19 protein-coding genes are annotated in these 22,129 nt (G+C 71.9%); 14 read left to right on the top strand and 5 right to left on the bottom strand.

Annotated features, from left to right (window positions below; all coding sequences use genetic code 11):
- The first annotated feature begins 79 nt into the window (after positions 1-79).
- The gene (pepN, locus tag ABZ915_RS06585; protein WP_361796844.1) at positions 80-2,656 is read left to right on the top strand and encodes an aminopeptidase N; all 2,577 of its coding nucleotides are present in this window, start codon (positions 80-82) and stop codon (positions 2,654-2,656) included.
- 63 nt (positions 2,657-2,719) lie between these two features.
- Here pepN and ABZ915_RS06580 read toward each other — a convergent pair whose 3' ends face one another.
- A complete protein-coding gene (locus ABZ915_RS06580) occupies positions 2,720-4,192 on the bottom strand; it encodes an FAD-dependent monooxygenase (RefSeq protein WP_361796841.1) in 1,473 nt (490 codons plus the stop codon).
- A 115-nt stretch (positions 4,193-4,307) separates the two neighbouring features.
- On the opposite strand from ABZ915_RS06580, the gene ABZ915_RS06575 reads away from it, so the two are divergent.
- Positions 4,308-4,880 (top strand): TetR family transcriptional regulator, encoded by a 573-nt coding sequence (locus ABZ915_RS06575; RefSeq protein WP_361796838.1) that lies wholly within the window; start codon positions 4,308-4,310, stop codon positions 4,878-4,880.
- 67 nt (positions 4,881-4,947) lie between these two features.
- Here the strand turns inward: ABZ915_RS06575 and ABZ915_RS06570 are convergent, their stop codons facing one another.
- The 3 genes from ABZ915_RS06570 to ABZ915_RS06560 all read right to left on the bottom strand — a co-directional run bounded on the left by ABZ915_RS06570 (position 4,948) and on the right by ABZ915_RS06560 (position 7,593).
- The gene (locus tag ABZ915_RS06570) at positions 4,948-5,208 is read right to left on the bottom strand and encodes a hypothetical protein (RefSeq protein WP_361796835.1); all 261 of its coding nucleotides are present in this window, start codon (positions 5,206-5,208) and stop codon (positions 4,948-4,950) included.
- Between the two features lie 63 nt (positions 5,209-5,271).
- A complete protein-coding gene (gene malQ / locus ABZ915_RS06565; protein WP_361796832.1) occupies positions 5,272-7,347 on the bottom strand; it encodes a 4-alpha-glucanotransferase in 2,076 nt (691 codons plus the stop codon).
- Entirely contained in the window at positions 7,348-7,593 is a 246-nt protein-coding gene (locus tag ABZ915_RS06560; protein WP_361796829.1) for a hypothetical protein, read from the bottom strand.
- Positions 7,594-7,776: 183 nt separating this feature from the next.
- Here ABZ915_RS06560 and ABZ915_RS06555 point away from each other — a divergent pair, with 183 nt between their 5' ends.
- From ABZ915_RS06555 to ABZ915_RS06545, 3 genes are read left to right on the top strand one after another with little or no spacing between them, the layout of a single operon-like run.
- The gene (locus ABZ915_RS06555; protein ID WP_361796826.1) at positions 7,777-8,310 is read left to right on the top strand and encodes a PadR family transcriptional regulator; all 534 of its coding nucleotides are present in this window, start codon (positions 7,777-7,779) and stop codon (positions 8,308-8,310) included.
- Positions 8,307-9,005, top strand: a complete 699-nt coding sequence (locus ABZ915_RS06550) for an ABC transporter ATP-binding protein (RefSeq protein ID WP_361796824.1) — start codon at positions 8,307-8,309, stop codon at positions 9,003-9,005. Before ABZ915_RS06555 ends, ABZ915_RS06550 begins: the two co-directional genes overlap by 4 nt.
- The gene (locus ABZ915_RS06545; RefSeq protein WP_361796821.1) at positions 9,002-10,372 is read left to right on the top strand and encodes an FtsX-like permease family protein; all 1,371 of its coding nucleotides are present in this window, start codon (positions 9,002-9,004) and stop codon (positions 10,370-10,372) included. The genes ABZ915_RS06550 and ABZ915_RS06545 overlap by 4 nt, the downstream gene beginning before the upstream one ends.
- 88 nt (positions 10,373-10,460) lie before the next feature.
- Here the strand turns inward: ABZ915_RS06545 and ABZ915_RS06540 are convergent, their stop codons facing one another.
- The gene (locus ABZ915_RS06540; protein WP_361796818.1) at positions 10,461-10,997 is read right to left on the bottom strand and encodes an HNH endonuclease; all 537 of its coding nucleotides are present in this window, start codon (positions 10,995-10,997) and stop codon (positions 10,461-10,463) included.
- Between the two features lie 310 nt (positions 10,998-11,307).
- Between ABZ915_RS06540 and ABZ915_RS06535 the strand changes: the two genes are divergently transcribed.
- From ABZ915_RS06535 to ABZ915_RS06495, 9 genes are all read left to right on the top strand, one after another.
- Positions 11,308-12,414, top strand: a complete 1,107-nt coding sequence (locus ABZ915_RS06535; RefSeq protein WP_361796815.1) for a mechanosensitive ion channel family protein — start codon at positions 11,308-11,310, stop codon at positions 12,412-12,414.
- Positions 12,415-12,656: 242 nt separating this feature from the next.
- Entirely contained in the window at positions 12,657-13,868 is a 1,212-nt protein-coding gene (locus ABZ915_RS06530) for an ROK family transcriptional regulator (protein WP_361796812.1), read from the top strand.
- A gap of 71 nt (positions 13,869-13,939) precedes the next feature.
- Complete coding sequence (locus tag ABZ915_RS06525) at positions 13,940-15,283, top strand: ABC transporter substrate-binding protein (RefSeq protein ID WP_361796809.1); 1,344 nt, start codon at positions 13,940-13,942, stop codon at positions 15,281-15,283.
- 2 nt (positions 15,284-15,285) lie between these two features.
- The gene (locus ABZ915_RS06520; protein WP_361796806.1) at positions 15,286-16,254 is read left to right on the top strand and encodes a sugar ABC transporter permease; all 969 of its coding nucleotides are present in this window, start codon (positions 15,286-15,288) and stop codon (positions 16,252-16,254) included.
- A 2-nt stretch (positions 16,255-16,256) separates the two neighbouring features.
- Positions 16,257-17,150 (top strand): carbohydrate ABC transporter permease, encoded by an 894-nt coding sequence (locus tag ABZ915_RS06515; RefSeq protein WP_361796803.1) that lies wholly within the window; start codon positions 16,257-16,259, stop codon positions 17,148-17,150.
- Positions 17,151-17,264: 114 nt separating this feature from the next.
- Complete coding sequence (locus tag ABZ915_RS06510; RefSeq protein WP_361796800.1) at positions 17,265-18,530, top strand: 6-phospho-beta-glucosidase; 1,266 nt, start codon at positions 17,265-17,267, stop codon at positions 18,528-18,530.
- Positions 18,521-19,492 (top strand): BadF/BadG/BcrA/BcrD ATPase family protein, encoded by a 972-nt coding sequence (locus tag ABZ915_RS06505; protein ID WP_361796797.1) that lies wholly within the window; start codon positions 18,521-18,523, stop codon positions 19,490-19,492. The genes ABZ915_RS06510 and ABZ915_RS06505 overlap by 10 nt, the downstream gene beginning before the upstream one ends.
- A 136-nt stretch (positions 19,493-19,628) precedes the next feature.
- Positions 19,629-21,080 (top strand): hypothetical protein, encoded by a 1,452-nt coding sequence (locus ABZ915_RS06500; RefSeq protein ID WP_361796794.1) that lies wholly within the window; start codon positions 19,629-19,631, stop codon positions 21,078-21,080.
- Positions 21,081-21,094: 14 nt separating this feature from the next.
- Positions 21,095-22,102: a glutamate ABC transporter substrate-binding protein gene (locus tag ABZ915_RS06495; protein WP_361796791.1), complete on the top strand. Its 1,008-nt coding sequence runs from the start codon at positions 21,095-21,097 to the stop codon at positions 22,100-22,102.
- Positions 22,103-22,129: the final 27 nt, after the last annotated feature.

Here is a 22,129-nt window from a genome sequence, read left to right as displayed (position 1 = left end):
CGGCGGGATCCGGACATCGCGTTCGGCGCGGGTCACGTGGAAGGATGGCGCAACCGACACATAACGAGGAGATGACCGCGTGCCTGGCACAAACCTGACTCGCGAAGAGGCGCAGCAGCGGGCGAAGCTGCTCACCGTTGACTCGTACGAGATCGATCTCGACCTCTCCGGCGCGCAGGAGGGCGGTACCTACCGGTCCGTGACCACGGTGCGCTTCGACGTGGCGGAGAACGGCGCCGAGTCGTTCATCGACCTGGTGGCCCCGGCCGTGCACGAGGTGACGCTGAACGGCGATCCCCTCGACCCCGCCGAGCTCTTCGAGGACTCGCGGATCGCCCTTCCCGGGCTGCTGGAGGGCCGCAACATCCTCCGCGTGGTCGCCGACTGCGCGTACACCAACACCGGCGAGGGCCTGCACCGCTTCGTCGACCCGGTCGACGACCAGGCCTATCTCTACACCCAGTTCGAGGTGCCGGACGCCCGCCGGGTCTTCGCCTCCTTCGAGCAGCCCGACCTGAAGGCGACCTTCCAGTTCACCGTGACGGCGCCGACGGGCTGGACCGTCGTGTCCAACTCGCCGACGCCCGAGCCCAAGGACGACGTCTGGGTCTTCGAGCCGACCCCGCGGATCTCGACGTACATCACCGCGCTGATCGTCGGGCCGTACCACTCGGTGCACAGCGTGTACGAGAAGGACGGGCAGTCCGTGCCGCTCGGCATCTACTGCCGGCCCTCGCTGGCCGAGTTCCTCGACTCGGACGCGATCTTCGAGGTGACCCGGCAGGGCTTCGACTGGTTCCAGGAGAAGTTCGACTACGCGTACCCGTTCCAGAAGTACGACCAGCTCTTCGTGCCGGAGTTCAACGCGGGCGCGATGGAGAACGCGGGTGCCGTGACCATCCGCGACCAGTACGTCTTCCGGTCGAAGGTGACGGACGCGGCGTACGAGGTGCGCGCGGAGACCATCCTGCACGAGCTGGCCCACATGTGGTTCGGCGACCTGGTCACCATGGAGTGGTGGAACGACCTGTGGCTGAACGAGTCGTTCGCCACCTACACCTCCATCGCCTGCCAGGCCGCCGCGCCGGGCTCGAAGTGGCCGCACTCGTGGACCACGTTCGCCAACTCGATGAAGACCTGGGCGTACCGGCAGGACCAGCTGCCGTCCACCCACCCGATCATGGCGGACATCCGCGACCTGGACGACGTGCTGGTCAACTTCGACGGCATCACCTACGCCAAGGGCGCCTCCGTCCTGAAGCAGCTGGTGGCGTACGTCGGCCAGGACGAGTTCTTCCGGGGCGTGCAGGCCTACTTCAAGCAGCACGCGTTCGGGAACACCCGCCTGTCCGACCTGCTCGGCGCGCTGGAGGAGACCTCCGGCCGGGATCTGAAGACCTGGTCGAAGAAGTGGCTGGAGACGGCGGGCATCAACGTGCTGCGGCCGGAGATCGAGACGGACGCCGAGGGGATCGTCACCTCCTTCGCGATCCGCCAGGAGGCCCCGGCGCTGCCCGCCGGCGCGAAGGGTGAGCCCATTCTGCGCCCGCACCGCATCGCCGTGGGTCTGTACGACCTCGACGAGGTGACGGGCAAGCTGCTGCGCGGTGAGCGCGTGGAGCTGGACGTCGACGGCGAGCTGACGGCCGTACCGCAGCTGGTGGGCAAGCGCCGTCCGGCGGTGGTCCTGCTCAACGACGACGACCTGTCGTACGCCAAGGTCCGGCTGGACGAGGAGTCGCTGAGGGTCGTCACCGAGCACCTCGGCGACTTCCAGGAGTCCCTGCCGCGCGCCCTGTGCTGGGCGTCGGCCTGGGACATGACCCGGGACGCCGAGCTGGCCACCCGGGACTACCTCTCCCTCGTGCTGTCCGGCATCGCCAAGGAGTCGGACATCGGTGTGGTGCAGTCGCTCCAGCGGCAGGTGAAGCTGGCGATCGAGATGTACGCCGACCCGGCCGCCCGTGAGGCGCTGCTGACCCGCTGGACGGACGCCACGCTGGCCCATCTGCGGGCGGCGGAGCCGGAGAGCGACCACCAGCTGGCGTGGGCGCGGGCGTTCGCGGCGACGGCCCGTACGCCGGAGCAGCTGGACCTGCTGGAGGCGCTGCTGGAGGGCACCCAGACGGTCGAGGGCCTGGCCGTCGACACCGAGCTGCGGTGGGCGTTCGTGGAGCGGCTCGCGGCGGTCGGCCGGTTCGACGACGCGGAGATCGCGGGCGAGTACGAGCGGGACAGGACGGCCGCCGGTGAGCGGCACGCGGCGACCGCGCGGGCGGCCCGGCCGACGGTGGAGGCCAAGGCGGAGGCCTGGGCGTCGGTCATCGAGTCGGACAAGCTGCCGAACGCCGTGCAGGAGGCCGTCATCAGCGGCTTCGTGCAGACCGGTCAGCGGGAGCTGATGTCGGCGTACACGGAGCCGTACTTCGAGGTCCTGAAGGACGTCTGGGACTCCCGTTCGCACGAGATCGCCCAGCAGATCGCGATCGGTCTCTACCCGGCGCTCCAGGTCTCGCAGGACACCCTCGCCCGGACGGACGCCTGGCTGGCCTCCGCCGAGCCGGGTGCGGCCCTGCGCCGGCTGGTCTCGGAGTCCCGCGCGGGCATCGAGCGCGCGCTGAGGGCGCAGGCGGCGGACGCGGCGGCGGCCGGCTAGTCCTTCGCGGTCAGGTACGCGCAAGGGGCGCCCGGCAGCACGCCGGGCGCCCCTTTCCGTGGCTCACCCCACGTGGGCGGCGAGGGCCGCCCCGATCGCCGCCGCACCGGCCGCGTCGGCGGCCCAGGCCACGTATCCGTCGGGGCGGACCAGCACGGTCGTACGGCGGTCGGCCGCCCAGCGCGCCACGGCCAGCCGGTCCGCGCGCCCGGACCCGTCCTCGTACGCCTCCGGCTGCGTCTGCGGGGTGATCAGCACGAACCGGCCGCCGCGCAGCGCCTCGTACAGGCGGCCCCCGCCGGACAGGCGGACGTCCGGGACGCGGGTGCCGGTGAGGCGGTGGGCGCCCTTCGGCGCGCCGTAGTCGTAGCCGATGCCGGTGACCTGGGCGGCGACCTTGCGGCGGGCCGGGCCGACCGCGTCGAGGAACGTGGTGAGGGCGGCCCGCAGCGCCAGCTCCCAGGGGCGCTTGGCCATGGCGAGGCGGACGATGCCGCCACTGCTGCGCAGCACCGACCTGCCGACGGGGTGGCGCTCGGCCTGGTAGGTGTCGAGCAGGGCCTCGGGGGCGTGGCCGCACACGACCTGGGCGAGCTTCCAGCCGAGGTTGGCGGCGTCCTGGAGGCCGGTGTTCATGCCCTGCCCGCCGGCGGGGGTGTGCACATGGGCGGCGTCGCCGGCCAGGAAGACCCGGCCCACCCGGTAGGCGGGCGCCTGGCGCTCGTCGCTGTGGAAGCGGGACATCCAGCGGGCGTCGTGCATCCCGAAGTCATGGCCGAGGGCGAGCCGGGTGATCTCCTTGACCTCCGCCAGCTCCAGGGGCTCGTGGTCCGGGACGTCGCGGCCCCGGTGCCAGCCGATCACGCGGTGGTAGCCGTCGCCGAAGGGGGCGATGAAGGCGAAGGCGTCGCCGACGGCGTTGACGGTGAGCAGGCTCTCCGGCTTCTCCGCGAGCAGCACGTCGGCGAGGACGACGGAGCGGATCACCGACTTGCCGGGGAACGGCAGCCCGATCGCTTCCCGCACGGCGCTGCGCATGCCGTCGGCGCCGACGACGTAGGCGGCCCGCAGTGTCCCGGTGCCGCCGTCCGGGCCCTCGACCTGGACCGTGACGCCGTCCGCGTCCTGGGTCAGGCCGGTCAGCTCGGTCTCGTACCGGAAGTCGACGCCCGCCTCGGCCGCGCGTCGCTCCAGCACCTTCTCCACCTCGTACTGCGGGAGGACGAGCAGGTGGTTGAAGCGGGAGGGGAGGGTGTCGAGGCGGACGGTGAGGCGGCCGAAGAGGCGGAGCCGGTCGAGGGGGCGGCCGACCGCCTCCAGGTCGTCGGCGAGGCCGCGGGCGTCGAGCTGTTCGAGGGCGCGGGCGTGCAGGACGAAGGCGCGGGAGAGGTTGCTGATCCGGTGCGGGCGCTTCTCGACGAGGGTGACGGGAACGCCGGCGGCGGCGAGATCGCCGGCGAGGAGGAGGCCGGTGGGACCGGAGCCCACGACGAGGACGCGGTGGGCGGTGCGGGTGGTGCCAGTCGTGCCGTTCATGAGGGCCCCCTGGGATGCCAACGCTTGTTGGTCAACGCTTGTTGGCAAGCCTAGGGCCGCGCACAGAAGGCGTCAACACTTGTTGGCCTACAGTTGTTGACCTACGCTCTACGGCATGAACGCCAGCACGGGCCCCCGCCGCTCCGACGCCACCCGCAACGCGATCCTCGCCGCCGCCCGGGAGCGCTTCGCCACCGACGGATACGAGCGGGCCACCATCCGCGCGATCGCCGGGGACGCGCACATCGATCCGTCGATGGTGATGCGGTACTACGGCAACAAGGAGGGTCTGTTCGCGGCGGCCGTGGCGATCGACCTGCGCCTGCCGGACCTGGACGCACTGCCGCACGAGGAGATCGGGCGGGCGCTGGTGACCCACTTCCTCGGGATGTGGGAGGACAACGAGGAGCTGACCGCCGTACTGCGGGTCGGCGTCACCAACCAGGCCGGGGCCGAGCGCATGCGGGGCATCTTCCGGGACCAGCTGCTGCCGGTGGCCCGGCAGGCCTGCCCGGACCCCGGTCAGGCCCCGGTACGGGCCGCCCTGTGCGCCTCGCAGCTGCTGGGGCTGGCGCTCACCCGCCATGTGCTGCGCGTCGAGCCGGCCGCGGCCCTGACCCTCGATGAGATCGTGGCGTGGCTCGCGCCGACCGTGCAGCGCTATCTGACGGCGCCCGATCCCGCCTGATCCGGGGCGCCGGGAAACACGTCGAGGGCGCCGGCGTCACCGGCGCCCTCGACGGGAGTTGCGAAGGTCAGGCCTTGGCCTTGGCCTTGGTGTTGACGAGCTTCGCCTTGTCGGACTTGTCCAGCACCATGACCAGGCCGGCGATGATCCCGAAGATCACGAGGGGCAGCACGACATAGAGACCCAGCGTCGCGCCCATGCTCAGCGGCTGGCCGGGGTCGTCACCGTCGTCGCGGGTCACCGCGAGCGCGGGGGACGACATGAGCAGCATCATCAGCGTCGTACCGGCGGCCAGGGCGCCGGCGCGCAGGGCGTTCTTCTTGTCCACGTTGCCAAAGTATCGAACGCCGGAATGGGCCGCGCGTCCGGGGTGGACTATGAACGCCACGGCTCAGCCCTCCCCCAGCACCGCGAGCAGCGCCCGCACCCTCGGCGACCCCGTCAGTTCCTCCAGCGTCACCGGGCGCCCCGCCGCGTCGGCGATCGGCAGGCGCCAGTTCGGATACTGGTCCCAGGTGCCGGGGAGGTTCTGCGGGCGCCGGTCGCCGATGCCGTCCGGGAGCCAGACGCCGATCATGCGGGCCGGGGTGCGCAGCAGGAAGCGGTGGACGGCCTGGATCTCGGCCTCCTCCGTGGCGGCGGTCTCCTCCCCGGCCGGGGTAGCGGTTCCGAGCAGACCGAGCCGGTCGAGGACGGCCAGCCACTCCCGGGCGTCGGCGGCCGCCTCCGCCCGCTCCTCGGTCAGGGGGCGGGTGAGCAGGCCGAGGGAGTCGCGGAGTTCGACGTGCTCGCCGGTGAGGCGGGCGGCGGTGGGCGGCAGGTCGTGGGTGGTGGCGGTGGCCAGGCAGTCGGCGCGCCAGCTCTCCGGCGGCAGCGGCCGGCCGTCGCCCTCCCAGTCCCGTTCGAACCACAGCACCGACGTGCCGAGCACCCCGCGCCGCTGGAGCGTCTCGCGTACCCCGGGCTCCACCGTGCCCAGATCCTCGCCGATGACCACGGCCCCCGCCCGGGAGGCCTCCAGCGCCAGCAGGGCGAGCATGGCCTCGGCGTCGTACCGGACGTACGTGCCCTCCGTCGGCGGCCCGCCCTGCGGCACCCACCACAGCCGGAACAGCCCCATGACGTGGTCGATGCGCAGGGCGCCCGCGTAGCGGAACAGGGCGCGCAGCAGGCGGCGGTAGGGGGCGTGGCCGGAGGCGGCCAGGCGGTCGGGGCGCCAGGGCGGCAGGCCCCAGTCCTGGCCGCGGGCGTTGAAGGCGTCGGGCGGGGCGCCGACGGACATGCCGGCGGCGAAGTGGTCCTGCTGCGCCCAGGCGTCGGCGCCGCCGGGATGCACGCCGACGGCGAGGTCGTGGACGATGCCGACCCGCATGCCCGCCTCGCGGGCGGCGCGCTGGGCGGCGGTGAGCTGCTCGTCGGTGAGCCAGGCGAGCCAGGAGTGGAAGCCGACGCGGTCGGCGAGCTCGGCGCGGGCGCGGGCGGTCTCGGGCGAGCGGGGGTCGCGCAGCCCGGCGGGCCAGGCCTGCCAGTCGGAGCCGTGCACCTCGGCGAGCGCGTACCAGGTGGTGTGGTCCTCCAGGGCCTGGCCCTGTCCGGCGCGGAAGGCGGCGTAGTCGGCCTGCCGGCCCGGCCCGAGCGGGACCGCGCGCACGGCCTCCAGCGCCTCCCGCTTCAGCTCCCACACCGCGTCCCGGTCGATCAGCGCGCCCTTGTCGAGTACGCCGGCACGCAGCCGGGCGGCCCGCTCCAGGACGGCCTGGAGCTGTTCGCGGTCCTCGGCGTAGGCGTACTCGGGGACGTCCTCGACCCGCAGGTGCACCGGGTCGGGGAAGCGGCGGGAGGAGGGCCGGTAGGGCGAGGGGTCGGTGGGGGCGCCCGGTACGGCCGCGTGCAGCGGGTTGACCTGCACGAATCCGGCGCCCGCCGTGCGCCCGGCCCAGGCGGCCAGCTCGGCGAGGTCACCGAGGTCGCCCATGCCCCAGGAGCGGGCGGAGAGCAGGGAGTAGAGCTGGACGAGGAGTCCGCAGGAGCGTCCGGTGGGTGTGGGCAGCCGGGGCGGCGCGACGATCAGGTGGGCCTCTGCCGTGCGCCCGTCGGGGGCGGCGGCGGTCACGCGGTGGACGCCCGGCGGGAGTCCCTCGGCGGCGGCCCGGGTCTCGCCCTGCTCGGTCTCGACGCTCAGCCGGGTGCCCGCGGGCAGGGCGGCGAGGGCGGCGGGACCGGCTCCGGCGTCGGTCCAGTGGACCAGGCTCGGCGGCAGCAGGCGCTCGCGCAGCTCCCGTTCCCTCTCGGCGAGGGCGTCGCGGGTGGCCTCGGGGGTGGCCGCGTCGACACCGAGGGCGGCCAGGACGGCGACGACGGCGTCGGCGGAGGCCGCGACCGTGCGGTCCGGGGACGGGCTGTAGGAGGTGGCGACGCCATGCAGCTCCGCGAGCCGGGACAGCTCCTCGTCGAGGGGTGCGGCCATCTACAGCCCCGGGCCGAAGGAGTCCGGGGTCGCGTCGGACTCGCTGGTCAGCGGGGCGGCGTCGGAGAGCGGCGGTTCACTTGTCAGGGGCTCGGCGTCGGGCAGCGGCGGTTCACTCGTCAGCGGCGCCTCGACATAGCTTCCCTCGGCGCTGAAGGCGCAGGCGTACAGCTCCTGGGTGTCGGCGGAAGGCTCCGCCCCGGGTTTGGACGGGGCCGGGAGCAGGGGGTGTGCCAGTGCGGCCACGGGGGCCTCCTTGTCGTTGCGATCGGTACGGCGGTAGGTGGCGGGATATCGCAGGCCTACCCAGTGGACGCGATGGCAGACGTATGAGGGGTAACTACGTGAGGGATACGACATCCCGGTCGGCCCGTCCTCGCGCCCCACCACTATTCACTCAGTACATGTAGCTAGTGCATACTGATGTCCATGAGCACCCGGCACATTCTTCTGGGGCTGCTCGCGGCGGGGCCGAGCCATGGCTACGACCTCAAGCGACGCCACGACGAACGGTTCCCACAGGCCCGGCCACTGGCCTACGGGCAGGTCTACACCACATTGCAGCGCCTGGTCCGTGACGGTCTCGCGGAGGTCGACGGCACGGACGCGGACGGCGGACCGGAGCGGACCCTGTACCGCTCGACGGACAACGGTTCGCACGAACTGACCCGCTGGGCGGCCGAGATCGCCCCGCCGGCGCCGTTCGTGACGAACGAGATCTTCGCCAAGGTCGTCGTGTCGATCCTCTCGGGCGGCGAGCCGGCCGCCTACCTCGGCGCCCAGCGTGCCGCCCACATGAAGCGGATGCGGGAGCTGACGGCCCTCAAGACCGCCGCGGACACCGATCTGGCGACCGTGCTCTCGGCGGACTACGCCCTCAACCACCTCGACGCCGACCTCCGCTGGATGAACACCACGGCGGCCCGGCTGATCACTCTGACCGCGGAGGTCGACGCAGCATGAACAGCAAGGGGGACCCCTCGGTACCGCTCCTCGCGGGCCGGGACCTCGTCAAGGCGCACGGCAGGACGCAGGCGCTGCGCGGCGCCTCGGTCGACCTGCACGCCGGCGAGATCCTCGCCGTCACCGGGGCCAGTGGCAGCGGCAAGTCCACGCTGCTGCACTGCCTCGCGGGCATCGCCCGCCCGGACGAGGGCTCGGTGGCGTACGACGGGCAGCGGCTCGACCGGCTGCCGGAAAAGCGGCTGAGCGAGCTGCGCCGCTCCGACTTCGGCGTGGTCTTCCAGTTCGGGCAGCTGATCCCGGAGCTGACCGCCGGGGACAACGTGGCGCTGCCGCTGATGCTGGCCGGAACCGCTCGCGCGGGGGCGCGGGAGCGGGCGGGCGAGTGGCTGGAGCGGTTCGGGGTGCGCGGGCAGGAGGAGCTGCGGCCGGGCGAGCTGAGCGGCGGCCAGGCACAGCGGGTCGCCCTGGCCCGGGCGCTGGTGACCGGCCCGCGGGTGGTCTTCGCGGACGAGCCGACGGGGGCGCTGGACTCGCTGGCGAGCGAGCAGGTGATGACGGCGCTGGTGCACACGGTCCGCGAGTCCGGCACGGCGGTGCTGCTGATCACGCACGACGCGCAGGTCGCGGCGTACGCGGACCGCGAGGTGCGGATGGGCGACGGGGCCGTGCTGCCGGCGGAGGTGACGGCATGAGGGCCGATCTGCGGCTCGCCTGGCTGCTGACCCGGGGGTCGGACCGGCGGGAAGGGTGGCGGGTCCTGCTGACGGCGGTCGGGGCCGGGCTCGCGACCGGGATCGCGATGGTGGTCGCCGTGCTCATGCCGATGGACGGGCACCATCACATCGGCGTCGGCGGCGGGCTGCTGGACGAGGAGGGGACCCGGGGCGGCGTGGTCTTCGCGCTGACGTTGCTGCTCATCCCGGTGTACGGGTTCCTCGGGCAGAGCGCGCGGATCGGTGCCGTGCACCGTGACCGGCGGCTGGCCGCGCTGCGGCTGGCGGGGGCCGGGCCCGCGCAGGTGCGGCGGATCGCGGCGCTGGAGTCGGGGCTCGCCTGCCTGGCCGGTTCCGCCGTGGCCACGACGGTCTCGGTACCGGTCCTGCTCCGCCTGTGGCCCCACCCCGTTCCCCTGGCCTGGGCCGGCCTGGCCGCGGTGGCGCTGCTGGTGCCGGCGGCCGGCGCGGCGGTGAGCGCGCTGTCGCTGCGCCGCGTGGTGACGTCGCCCCTGGGCGTCGTACGGCGGGTGCGGCCGGTGGGCCCGGGGCGGCTGTTCCTGGTCGCGACCGTGCTGCTGGGCGTGTCCGCGCTGTTCGTGGCGGCGGCCGCGTTCGTGGGCGACCCCTTCTCGCTCCCCCTGTTCGGACTCGCCGTCGGCCCGCTCGCGGTCTTCGCCCTGTTCCTGCTGGTGGGCGCCGCCGCGGTGTGGCTGGCCGGCTGGTCGTCCCACCGGCTGGGCAAGGCGCTCGCCGCCCGTGCGCGGGGCGCGACGGTGCTGATCGCGGCGGAGCGGCTGCGCGACGACCCGTGGGCGGCGGCCCGGACGCACGCGGCCGTGCTGCTGGTGACGGTCGTCGGCACGGGCTTCGTGGGGGTGCGGCAGGTGCTTCTCGCCGATCTGCGCGCGTCCCGGCGCGAGGGTCGTCTCGGGATGGGCATGTCCTACTACACCAACGGTCTCGACCTGACCGCCGCCGCGATCCTCGTCGCCCTGGCGATCGTCCTGTCCGCTCTCGCCGTCGGGACCGCCGAGTCCGTGGCCACCCGGCGCCGGGCGCTGGCCGCCCAGACCGCCGCCGGGGTGCCGCAGGCGGTGCTGGCCCGGGCGCTGCTCCTGGAGACCGCCCTGCCGCTCGTCCCCGCGGTCACGGTGGCGGGTGTGGGCGGCATGGGGATCGGAGTCTGGTACGCCTCGCTCGTCAGGGAGCACACCACGCCGGGCATGCTGTACGCGGCGCTGCTGGTCCCGGTGGTCGTGTACGCGTGCTGCCTGCTTGCCGCGGCCACCTCGCTGCCCCTGCTGCGCCGCTCGGCGCACCCGGCGGAGCTGCGCTACGCGTGAGCGCCGGGTGAGTGTCCGGCCCCGGGGGCACGGGGGACCCCCGGGGCCGCGGCACGCGCGTGCCCCGGGTACGCGAAGGCCCGGATCGTCAGGCGGAGATTCCGTCGATCCGGGCCAAGGCGTCGTCCGCGCCGTACGGCTGCAAGTACGGCAACCAGCGCGGGTCCCTATGGCCGGTCCCGATGATGCGCCAGGCCAGACCGGTGGGCGGGGCGGGTTTGTGGCGCAGCCGCCAGCCGATCTCGACGAGATGCCGGTCGGCCTTCACGTGGTTGCAGCGGCGGCAGGACGCCACCACGTTGTCCCATACGTGCTTGCCCCCGCGGCTGCGCGGGATGACGTGGTCGACGCTGGTTGCGACGCCACCGCAGTACATGCACCGGCCCCCGTCGCGCGCGAAGAGCGCACGCCTTGTCAGAGGAACGGGCCCCCGGTAGGGAACCCGTACGAATCGCTTGAGCCGGACCACGCTGGGTGCGGGGACTGTGACGGTCGCGCTGTGCATGTAGGCGCCGGATTCCTCGAGGGAGACGGCCTTGTTCTCCAGTACGAGGATGAGCGCGCGGCGGAGCGGTACGACGCCGAGCGGCTCGTACGACGCGTTGAGGACCAGGACGTGCGGCACGGGTGCCTCCTTGGGCGTCGGCGGCGCGTGGCTCGCGCCGGGACGATCTGTAGTCAGTCTCCCCTCAGGGCTGGTGGAAGCGCCACCATCTCCTGGTAACGGGCTGGGAGTGTTTTCGACCACATCGCATTCATCCCCCGGATCATGGCCTGTTCAAGCGCAGGTGAGCGCGGTCTCTCCTTCACGGATCCGGCACGGGCACACACAATGCCCCGTTAGTGTGGTGGTTCTGCCCGTCCGGTGACCTTTCCGTGACCTGAGCGACATTGACGTCGCACCGGACGGGTGCTTGCGCCTGGAGGTACCTGCCGTGTCCTTGCCCGCCGTCCTACTGGCCGCCGGTGCGTCGCCGTCCCCCTCGCCGTCCCCCTCGGGGACGACGGCCACCGTGCCGTCGCTCCAGGACGCCCAGGAGAGCGCGACGAACGCCGCCAGCTGGGTGGAGCAGAACTGGTCGACCTGGCTCGCCATGGGCCTTCAGATCCTGCTGGTCCTGGTCGTGGCGATCGCGCTCAGAGCGGCGGTCCGGCGGGCGATCACCAAGCTCATCGACCGGATGACCCGGACCGTGCAGGCGGTGGACGGCTCCGCGCTGGGCGGGCTGCTGGTGAACGTCGAGCGGCGCCGGCAGCGGGCGGCGGCGATCGGCTCGGTGCTGCGGTCGGTGGCGAGCTTCCTGATCCTCGGCACCGCCGCGCTGATGATCCTGTCCACGTTCAGGATCAACCTGGCCCCGCTGCTGGCGTCCGCCGGTGTGGCCGGTGTGGCGATCGGTTTCGGCGCCCGCAACCTGGTCACCGACTTCCTCTCCGGCGTGTTCATGATCCTCGAGGACCAGTACGGCGTCGGCGACGTGATCGACGCGGGCATCGCCTCCGGCGAGGTGATCGAGGTCGGGCTGCGCGTGACCAAGCTGCGCGGCGACAACGGCGAGATCTGGTACGTCCGCAACGGCGAGGTCAAGCGCATCGGCAACCTCTCCCAGGGCTGGGCGACGGCGGGCGTGGACGTCACGGTCAAGGCGAACGAGGACCTCGACCGGGTGAAGGCCACCCTCGACGAGGTCGCCGAGAAGATGAGCAAGGAAGAGCCCTGGAACGAGCTCCTGTGGAGCCCGATCGAGGTGCTCGGCCTGGACAGCGTGCTGCTGGACTCGATGGTGGTGCGGGTCTCCGCCAGGACGATGCCCGGCAAGGCCCTGACGGTGGAACGCGAGCTGCGCTGGCGCATCAAGCGCGCCTTCGACGCGGCGAGCATCCGCATCGTGGGCGGCGCGACGGCCGTCCTGGAAGAGGCCGAGATCCCCGACCCGACGGCGGCGGTGGCGGCACCCTCGGTGTACTCCAACGCGGACTCCCCCCAGGTGGCGGCCACGACACCGATAGCCGCACAGCGGGCCACGCCTCCGGGGAAGTAGGGGAACGGGCCCGCTGCCGCGCGGACCTGGTCACAACTGAATCGACCGGAGGCCACCCGCCCCCGAGGTAACGACTCCGTTGCCTCGGGGGCGGTGTCTATTGACGCCCGCTTCGTCCTGGGCATACCTTCCTCCCACCCAATAGGAAACTTTCCTAACAGTGATCGATCAGTGATCACCGGGTGGACGTGATCCCCAGGTCACTGGGAAGCTGGGCAGTTGGAAAGGCAGGTGTCGAACCCATGGCAGGATCCGCCGGTACGCCGGGCACCCCGCGCGTCCTGCGCGCCATGAACGACCGCGCCGCCCTCGATCTCCTCCTGGAGCACGGGCCGCTGTCCCGCACGCGGATCGGCAAGCTCACCGGCCTGTCCAAGCCGACCGCCTCCCAGCTCCTGGCCCGCCTGGAGGCGGCGGGCCTGGTCCTGGCCACCGGCACCAGCGAGGGCCGCCCGGGACCCAACGCGCAGCTCTACGCGGTCAACCCCGCCGCCGCGCACGCCGCGGGGCTCGACGTCACCCCGGGCCGGATCCGCGCCGCCGTCGCCGACATCACCGGCCGCACGGTGGGCGAGTACGAACTGCTCACCCCCGGCAGGCGCCCGGAGCAGCCCGTCGTCCGGCAGGTCACCGACGCCCTCGACGGCGCGGTCAAGGCCGCGGGACTGGCCCGGGACGACGTCCACCGGCTGGTCATCGGCACCCCGGGCGCCTTCGACCCGGGCACCGGCCGGCTCCGCTACGCCTCCCACCTGCCCGGCTGGCACTCCCCGACGCTGCTCGACGAACTCGCCCACGCGCTGCCGATGCCGGTCGAGTACGAGAACGACGTCAACCTCGTCGCGATAGCGGAGCAGCGGCTCGGCGCGGCCCGCGGCCACGCCGACTTCGTCCTGCTGTGGAACCAGGAGGGCCTCGGCGCCGCCCTGGTCCTCGGCGGGCGGCTGCACCGCGGCTGGACCGGCGGCGCCGGCGAGGTCGGCTTCCTGCCGGTGCCGGGCACCCCCCTGGTCCGCCAGGTGACCAAGGCCAACAGCGGCGGTTACCAGGAACTGGCGGGTTCGCAGGCCATTCCGAAGCTGGCCCGTGAACTCGGCATCGGCGACCTGCCGACGGGCCCGTACGCCGAGGTGGCCGCCGACCTGGTGGCCCGCGCCGCCGATCACGCGGGCGGACCGCACCGGCAGCTGCTCCAGACCTACGCGACCCGGCTCGCCACCGGTCTCGCCTCCCTCGTCTCCGTCCTCGACCCCGAACTCGTCGTCCTCAGCGGCGCCTCCCTCACCGCCGGCGGCGAGGTGCTGCGCGCACTCGTCCAGGCCGAACTGGAGGAGCTGGCGGCCCCGCGCCCGCACCTGGTCGTGGGCGACGTCCGTGAACATCCCGTCCTGCGCGGCGCGCTGGAGAGCGCGCTGGCGACCACCCGCGACGAGGTCTTCGACACCTCGCGCTGATCCTCCCGCACCCCCCTCTTCCCGCACGGCCCCTTCCCTCATCGCCCCGTCCGCCCCAGGGAGACCCCGTCATGCCCGAAGCCATACCCACAGCTGTCCGAAAGACGGCTTTTGCCCTTACTGCCTCGCTGGCGTTGCTCACCACCGCCTGTACCGGCCAGACCGGAGCGACCGCCTCCGACGACGCCTCGAAGGACACCACCATCAACTTCTGGCACGCCTGGAGCGCGCCGAACGAGGTGGCGGGGGTCAAGGCGCTGATCGCCGGCTTCGAGAAGGCGCACCCCAACATCCACGTCAACGTCGTCGGCAACATGACCGACGACAAGATGAACCAGGCGCTGCGCACCGGCGGGGACAAGGCGCCGGACGTCATCTCCTCCTTCACCACCAACAGCGTGGGCAAGTTCTGCTCCTCGGGCGCGCTGGTCGACCTCAACCCGTTCTTCAAGAAGTCGAGGATCGACCCGGAGACGACGTTCCCGAAGGCGATGAACGAGTACACCCAGTTCGACGGCGACCGCTGCTCGGTGCCGCTGCTCGGTGACGCGTACGGGCTCTACTACAACAAGACGGCGTTCAAGAAGGCCGGCATCACCAGTCCGCCCAAAACCTGGTCCGAATTCAGGGCCGACGCGCAGAAACTGACGATCGCTCAGGGCGGCGGCTACAAGCAGCTCGGATTCATGCCGGACTACCACGGCTGGGAGACCACGACCGAGCACTATCTCGGGCAGTTCTCCCCGACGTACTTCGACGGCAAGGGCAAGTCGAACGTCGCCAAGGACCCGGCCTTCGCAAAGGCCTTCACGCTCCAGAAGAACCTCGTGGACGAACTCGGCGGATATCAGAAGCTGGAGAAGTTCCGCGCCACGCTCGGCGACGAATGGGGCCCCAAGCACCCCTTCCAGACCGGCCAGGTCGCCATGCAGCTCGACGGTGAGTGGCGCCTCGGCATGGCCCTGGCCGCCAAGCCGAAGTTCGAGATAGGCGTCGCCCCGCTGCCCGTGAACGACGACCAGGCGGCCCAGTACGGCAAGGGCTACATCACCGGCACCATCGCGGGCATCGCCGCCACCAGCAAGAAGCAGAACGCGGCCTGGGAGTTCGTCAAGTACATCACCACGGACACGGACGCGGTGGTGAACTTCTCCAACGCCATCCACAACGTGCCGTCCACCCTCGCGGCCCTCAAGTCCCCGAAGCTGAAGTACGACCCGCGGTTCAAGACGTTCCTGGACATCGCGGCGAACCCGGAATCCACCACGGCTCCCGCCTCGCTCAACGGCGGTGTGTACCTGACGACGGTCCAGGAGCTCGGTTACGACTACGAGAGCGGAAAGGTCACCGACCTGAAGGCGGGCCTGAAGAAGGCCGCCGCGCAGATCGACACGGACATCGCGCAGGCCAAGTAGCGATGAGCACGATCACCCTCGCGTCGAAGCGCCGCCGGGCTGGCCTCGCTGCGAAGCAGCGGAAGAAGGCACTGCGTACGGCCGCCTTCATGTCACCCTGGCTGATCGGATTCGCGGTCTTCTTCGCGTATCCGCTGATCTCCACGGTCTATTTCTCGTTCATGCACTACGACGGCTTCAGACCGCCGACGTGGAGCGGCACGAAGAACTGGACGTACGTCTTCGAGCACTATCCCTTCTTCTGGCCGGCGATGCGCAACACCCTGTGGCTGGTCGTGGTGATGGTCAGTCTGCGGGTCGTCTTCGGCCTCGGCGTCGGACTGCTCATCACGAAGATCAAGACGGGCACGGGCGTCTTCCGCACCCTCTTCTACCTGCCCTACCTCGCTCCGCCGGTCGCCGCGACCATGGCCTTCGCCTTCCTCCTCAACCCCGGCACCGGCCCGGTGAACTCGCTCCTGGAGAAGGTGGGCATCCCGGCCCCGGGCTGGTTCAACGACCCGGCCTGGTCCAAGCCCGCCCTGACCCTGCTGGCCCTGTGGGGCGTCGGCGACCTGATGGTCATCTTCATGGCCGCGCTGCTGGACGTACCGAAGGAGCAGTACGAGGCGGCGGAGCTGGACGGGGCGTCGGCCTGGCAGCGGTTCCGGTACGTGACGCTGCCGAACATCTCGCCGATCGTCATGTTCGCCGTGGTCACCGGCGTGATCCAGAGCATGCAGTACTACACGCAGCCGCTGATCGCCGGGAAGGTCGCCTCGGGCGTGATCCAGGGCGCGGGCACCCAGTTCGAGCCCGGCTACCCGGAGAAGTCCACCCTGACCCTCCCCCAACTGGTCTACAACCTCGGCTTCCAGCGCTTCGACTACGGCTCCGCGTGTGTCGTCGCCCTGGTCCTCTTCGCCCTGTCGATGGTGTTCACCGCGTTCCTGATGCGGCGCCGGGGCGGTCTCATCCAGGCAGGTGAATGACGATGGCCCAAGTGCTGGACAAGCCGGTCGAGTTGAAGGCCCCGGCCTCCCCCGCCGAGCGCACCGCCCGCCGCAGGGCGCTCCTGGAGTGGGTCGCTGTCCACTCCCTCGGCGTGGCGGCCGCCCTCTTCTTCACGCTCCCGTTCGTCTTCGTCTTCCTGACCTCGCTGATGAGCGACAGCCAGGCGCTCAGCCGGGACCTGATCCCGCACACCTGGGAGTGGGGCAACTACCGCAAGGTGTTCGACACCCCGGGCTTCCTGACCTGGTGGAAGAACACGCTGATCTACGCCGGCCTGGGCACCGTCCTGACCGTGGTGTCCTCGATCCCCGTCGCGTACGCGCTCGCCAAGTTCCGCTTCCGGGGCCGCAATCTGTCCCTCATGCTGGTGATCTCGATGATGATGCTGCCCCCGCAGGTGGTCATCATCCCGATGTACCTGTTCTGGGCGAAGCAGCTGGACCTGTCCGGCACGCTGTGGCCGCTGATCATCCCGATGGCGTTCGGCGACGCGTTCTCCATCTTCCTGCTGCGGCAGTTCCTGACGACGATCCCGAACGAGTACCTGGACGCGGCGAAGGTGGACGGCTGCGGCGACCTGCGGACCCTGCTGAAGGTCGTGCTGCCGATGGCGAAGCCCGGGATCGCGGCCGTCGCGCTCTTCCAGTTCTTCTACGCCTGGAACGACTACTTCGGGCCCCAGATCTACGCCTCCGAAAATCCGGGCGCCTGGACCCTGAGTTACGGCCTGGAGTCCTTCAAGGGCGCGCACCACACCGACTGGAACCTCACCATGGCCGCCACCGTACTGGTCATGGCCCCCGTGATCCTCGTGTTCTTCTTCGCCCAGAAGGCGTTCGTCGAGGGCGTCACGCTCACCGGAGTGAAGGGTTGATCCACGCATGCTGTGCTCACCCGGGGGCCGCCGTGCCCCGTTGCCGCTGCGCGGCGGGCCGGACCCCCGGCCGATGACCGTCGTCCCCGGCGCCTGGAAGCGAGGGAATCTTCAGTGAAACTCACCGTGGTCGGCGGAGGCTCGACCTACACGCCCGAACTCATCGACGGCTTCGCCCGCCTCAGGGACACCCTGCCCATCGAGGAACTGGTGCTCGTCGATCCGGCCGCCGACCGCCTGGAGCTGGTGGGCGGCCTGGCCCGCCGGATCTTCGCCAAGCAGGGCCACGCCGGCCGGATCGTCACCACCGCCGACCTGGACGCCGCCGTCGAGGGCGCGGACGCGGTGCTGCTGCAACTGCGGGTCGGCGGACAGGCGGCCCGCGAGCAGGACGAGACCTGGCCGCTGGAGTGCGGCTGCGTCGGGCAGGAGACGACCGGTGCGGGCGGCCTGGCCAAGGCGCTGCGGACGGTCCCGGTGGTCCTCGGCATCGCCGAGCGGGTCCGCCGTGCCAACCCGCGCGCGTGGATCATCGACTTCACCAACCCCGTCGGCATCGTCACCCGTGCGCTGCTCCAGGCCGGGCACAAGGCCGTCGGGCTGTGCAACGTGGCGATCGGCTTCCAGCGGAAGTTCGCCGGCCTGCTCGGCGTGACACCCGCCGACATCCACCTCGACCACGTCGGCCTCAACCACCTCACCTGGGAGACCGGCGTCCGCCTCGGCGGCCCCGAGGGCGAGGACGTCCTGCCCAAGCTGCTGACCGAACACGGCGAGGCCATCGCCGGCGACCTGCGGCTGCCCCGCCCGCTCCTGGACCGCCTGGGCGTGGTCCCGTCGTACTACCTGCGGTACTACTACGCGCACGACGCGGTGGTGCGGGAGCTGCGCACCAAGCCGTCCCGGGCGGCCGAAGTGGCCGCGATGGAGAAGGAGTTGCTCGCGATGTACGGCGATCCGGCCCTGGACGAGAAGCCGGAGCTGCTGGCCAGACGCGGCGGCGCCTACTACTCGGAGGCGGCGGTGGACCTGGCGGCGGCCCTGCTGGGCGGCACGGGCAGCCCGTACCAGGTGGTGAACACCCTCAACCGGGGCACCCTGCCCTTCCTGCCCGACGACGCCGTGATCGAGGTGCAGGCGGCGGTCGGGCCGACAGGTCCCGTCCCGCTGCCCGTGCCGGAGGTCGACCCGCTGTACGCGGGGCTGGTGGCGAACGTGACGGCGTACGAGGAGCTGGCGCTGGAGGCGGCGCTGCGCGGGGGGCGGGACCGGGTGTTCCGGGCCCTGCTGTCCCATCCTCTGATCGGCCAGTACGAGTACGCCGAAGCCCTCACCGACCAGCTGATCGCGCACAACCGGGAGCACCTCGCGTGGGCCTGACCGCAAGTGTCCTCGCCATCGACGCGGGCAACAGCAAGACCGACGTCGCGGTGCTGGCGGCGGACGGCCGCGTCCTGGCCACGGCCCGCGGCGGCGGGTTCCGTCCGCCGACGGTGGGCGTGCCCGCGGCGGTGGACGAGCTGGCGCGGGCGGTGCACCGGGCCTTCGGAGCGGCCGGCGTGGACTCCGTCTCCCATGTCTCCGCCTGCCTCGCCAACGCCGATCTGCCGGTGGAGGAGGAACAGCTGGCGGCGGCGCTGCACGCGCGCGCGTGGGGGGCGACGGTGGAGGTCCGCAACGACACCTTCGCGATCCTGCGGGCGGGCGTGGCCGAGCCCCGGGGCGTCGCGGTGGTCTGCGGCGCGGGCATCAACTGCGTCGGCATGCGCCCCGACGGGCGCACCGCCCGCTTCCCCGCCCTGGGCCGCATCTCCGGTGACTGGGGCGGCGGCTGGGGCCTGGCGGAGGAGGCCCTGTGGTTCGCCGCCCGCGCGGAGGACGGCCGGGGCGAGCCCACCGAGCTGGCGCGCACGCTCCCGGCCCACTTCGGGCTGGATTCCATGTACGCCCTCATCGAAGCCCTGCACCTGGCACGCGTCGAACATCTGCGGCGGCACGAGCTGACACCGGTGCTGTTCGCGACGGCGGCGGACGGCGACGCGGTGGCACGGGCCGTGGTGGACCGGCTGGCCGAGGAGGTGGTGACCATGGCCTCGGTGGCGCTGGCCCGGCTGGACCTGCTGGACGAGGAGACGCCGGTGCTGCTCGGCGGCGGGGTCCTCACGGCCGGGCACGCCCAGCTCGACGACCGGATCGGGGAACTGCTGGCCGTGCGGGCACCGAAGGCGGTGGCCCGGGTGGTGACGGCGAGCCCGGTCCTCGGGGCGGCGCTGCTGGGCCTGGACCGGTTGGGAGCGGCGGCCGAGGCGGGGGAACGGGCGCGGAGCCACTGGGAAGCCTGAGGGCGCCCGCGAGGACCCCTCCCGTGGAACCGAACAGAATCCCGACGCGTATTCATGGGCACGGGGAGGTGACAAAGCCGCCCCCCGCTGCCCAATGTCGTACCCGGCGGTGATACTGGTCGGCAAGCAGATGACCATGGGGGAGGTCAACGTGACACAACCGCCGACGAGCAGCGCGGCGCCACCACCTCCGGTGCCGGCACAGGCACCGGTTCCGGCCCGGACACCGGCGTCCGTCCCTGCACCCGTCCCTGCACCCGTCCCGGCGCCGCCCCGGCGCACCGCGTTCGCCGAGGGCGTCGACCGGCTGCGCGGCGCGGCGACCACGGAACCGGGCCGGCTGCGCATCATCGGCGCCGTACTGGCCCTGCTGGTCGTCGTGTTCGGCGCGGTCACCGCATGGCAGGAGAGCGACCGGGCCGCCGCCGCCGACGACGTGCTGCACAGCAGCCAGCCGCTCAGCTCGGGCGCGGCCGACATCTACCGCTCCCTGGCGGACGCCAACACGGCCGCGTCCAGCGGGTTCCTGGCGGGCGGTCAGGAGACCTCGGCCTCCCGCGACCGGTACGAGAACGACATCCGTACCGCCGCGGCGGGGCTCGTCACGGCCGCCGCCGCCTCCGATCCGGGCTCCCCCTCGGAGACGACCGTCGCCAAGCTGAACAAGCTGCTCCCGGAGTACAAGGGCCTGATCGAGCGTGCCCGCACGTACAACCGGCAGGGCTATCCGGTGGGCGGCGCGTATCTGCGGTACGCCAACGAGAAGATGCAGAAGGAGATGCTCCCGGCGGCCGAGGAGCTCTACAAGAAGGAGAACCAGCGGCTGAGCGCGGACTACGCGGGCGCCACGCCCTATCCGTGGGCCGCGATGGCGCTCGGGGTTCTCGCGCTGGCCGGGCTCGCCTGGGCCCAGCACCGCGAGTACCGGCGCACCAACCGGGTCCTGAACCACGGCCTGGTCGCGGCGACGGCCGCTGCCACGGTGGTCCTGCTCTGGCTGGTCGTCGGCCACTCCGTCGCCCGCGCGGGCCTCGACGGCTCCTACGAGCACGGCGTCCGCTCGCTGAACGTGCTGCACGACGCCCGCATCGCCTCCCTGAAGGCGCGCGGCAACGAGAACCTCAGCCTGGTGGCGCGCGGCGCCGAGACCGTCCAGGTCGGCGACAAGACCTACGACGCCTACTACTACGACTTCGACAAGGACATCAAGGACCTCGGCCAGGGCCTGTCCAAAGCGGCCGGCCTCGCCGACGACCAGGCGGGCACCAAGCCGGTCCAGGCGGCCGAGGGCAACATGGCCGCGTGGAAGAAGCGCCACACGTCGGCCCGTTCCGAGGACGAGAACGGCAACTACGAGCAGGCCCTCGACCTGGTGATCGGCGCGAAGGGCGCGACCGGCGAGTGCTTCGACGCCGTGGACCGGAACCTGAAGGACGCGCTCGCGCACGAGCAGGCCGAGTTCCAGCAGTCGGCCGGCGACGGCCGCGACGCGATGACGGGCCTCCCGGCCGGCGCCGCCGCCCTCGCCGTCCTCGGCGCGGCCGGCGCCCTGTTCGGCATCGGCCGCAGGCTTTCGGAGTACCGGTGACAGGGGGCATGAGGATGCACGCACAGCGAGTGCGGGCCGCGTTGCGGGGCTGGGGCGGGGTGGGCGCGATGGCGGTCGTCTGCGCGCTGGCGCTGGGCTTCGTGCTGTTGCTGCCGCTGAGCCAGTCGCACGGAAGCGGTGGGCCGGGCCTCGGCGGGCAAGGGGTTGCCGACGGGCGTCAGGCGCGGGCCGAGACGTGCAAGGACCCCGAGAAGCAGACGCTGTCGCCGTCGGGCGCGGACGGTCCCACGATCGACAAGATCAAGGCCCGTCAGGGCGACAAGCGCAAGATCGTCGTGGGCGTCGACCAGAACAGCTACCGCTGGGGCTACCGCAACCCCAACACCAAGGGCGCGGAGCTCGAGGGCTTCGACATCGACCTCGCGCACCAGATCGCCAAGGACATCCTGGGCGACCCGGACGCCGTCCAGTTCAAGGCCATCCCCACCAGCCAGCGCACCGAGGCCGTCAAGAGCGGCCGCGTCGACATGGTCGTCCGCACGATGACCATCACCTGCGAACGCCTGGGCGAAGTCGCCTTCTCCGCGCCGTACTTCAAGACCGGCCAGCAGGTGCTCGCGCCCAAGTCGTCGCCGATCAAGGGGTACGGCCCCACGCTGGCGCACCAACGGGTGTGCGCGGCCGCCGGTTCGACCGCCTACGCCCGGCTGGCCCACGACAAGATGGCCGGCAAGCTGGTCGCCGTCCCCAACCAGCTCGACTGCCTGGTACGACTCCAGCTCGGCGAGGTCGACGCCGTCGTCACCGACGCCGCCCTGGCCGCCAGCCAGGCCGCCCAGGACCCGACGGTCGAACTGAAGGGCGCCCCCTTCACCACCGACTACTACGGCGTGGCGATGAACAAGGACGCGACGGATCTGGTACGCCGGGTCAATCAGATCCTGGTGCAGTACCGCGCGAGCGGCTGGCAGGCCTCGTACGACAAGTGGCTGTCGGCGACACTGGGGGCGGACTCCGGGCCGTCGAAGCCACCCACCCCGGACTATCTGCGCAAGAGCTGACCGGGGCGTCGCGCGGGCGATCTTCGG

Source organism: Streptomyces sp. NPDC046915 (assembly GCF_040644935.1).
Lineage (GTDB): Bacteria > Actinomycetota > Actinomycetes > Streptomycetales > Streptomycetaceae > Streptomyces.
This window is presented reverse-complemented; position numbering and strand designations above follow the sequence as displayed.

Bases quoted from the DNA above. Each gene is read 5' to 3' on its own strand.
- ABZ915_RS06580 (WP_361796841.1), bottom strand. From the start codon at position 4,192: ATGAACGGCACGACTGGCACCACCCGCACCGCCCACCGCGTCCTCGTC.
- ABZ915_RS06575 (WP_361796838.1), top strand. From the start codon at position 4,308: ATGAACGCCAGCACGGGCCCCCGCCGCTCCGACGCCACCCGCAACGCG.
- malQ (WP_361796832.1), bottom strand. From the start codon at position 7,347: ATGGCCGCACCCCTCGACGAGGAGCTGTCCCGGCTCGCGGAGCTGCAT.
- ABZ915_RS06555 (WP_361796826.1), top strand. From the start codon at position 7,777: ATGAGCACCCGGCACATTCTTCTGGGGCTGCTCGCGGCGGGGCCGAGC.
- ABZ915_RS06550 (WP_361796824.1), top strand. From the start codon at position 8,307: ATGAACAGCAAGGGGGACCCCTCGGTACCGCTCCTCGCGGGCCGGGAC.
- ABZ915_RS06545 (WP_361796821.1), top strand. From the start codon at position 9,002: ATGAGGGCCGATCTGCGGCTCGCCTGGCTGCTGACCCGGGGGTCGGAC.
- ABZ915_RS06530 (WP_361796812.1), top strand. From the start codon at position 12,657: ATGGCAGGATCCGCCGGTACGCCGGGCACCCCGCGCGTCCTGCGCGCC.
- ABZ915_RS06525 (WP_361796809.1), top strand. From the start codon at position 13,940: ATGCCCGAAGCCATACCCACAGCTGTCCGAAAGACGGCTTTTGCCCTT.
- ABZ915_RS06520 (WP_361796806.1), top strand. From the start codon at position 15,286: ATGAGCACGATCACCCTCGCGTCGAAGCGCCGCCGGGCTGGCCTCGCT.
- ABZ915_RS06515 (WP_361796803.1), top strand. From the start codon at position 16,257: ATGGCCCAAGTGCTGGACAAGCCGGTCGAGTTGAAGGCCCCGGCCTCC.
- ABZ915_RS06500 (WP_361796794.1), top strand. From the start codon at position 19,629: ATGGGGGAGGTCAACGTGACACAACCGCCGACGAGCAGCGCGGCGCCA.
- ABZ915_RS06495 (WP_361796791.1), top strand. From the start codon at position 21,095: ATGCACGCACAGCGAGTGCGGGCCGCGTTGCGGGGCTGGGGCGGGGTG.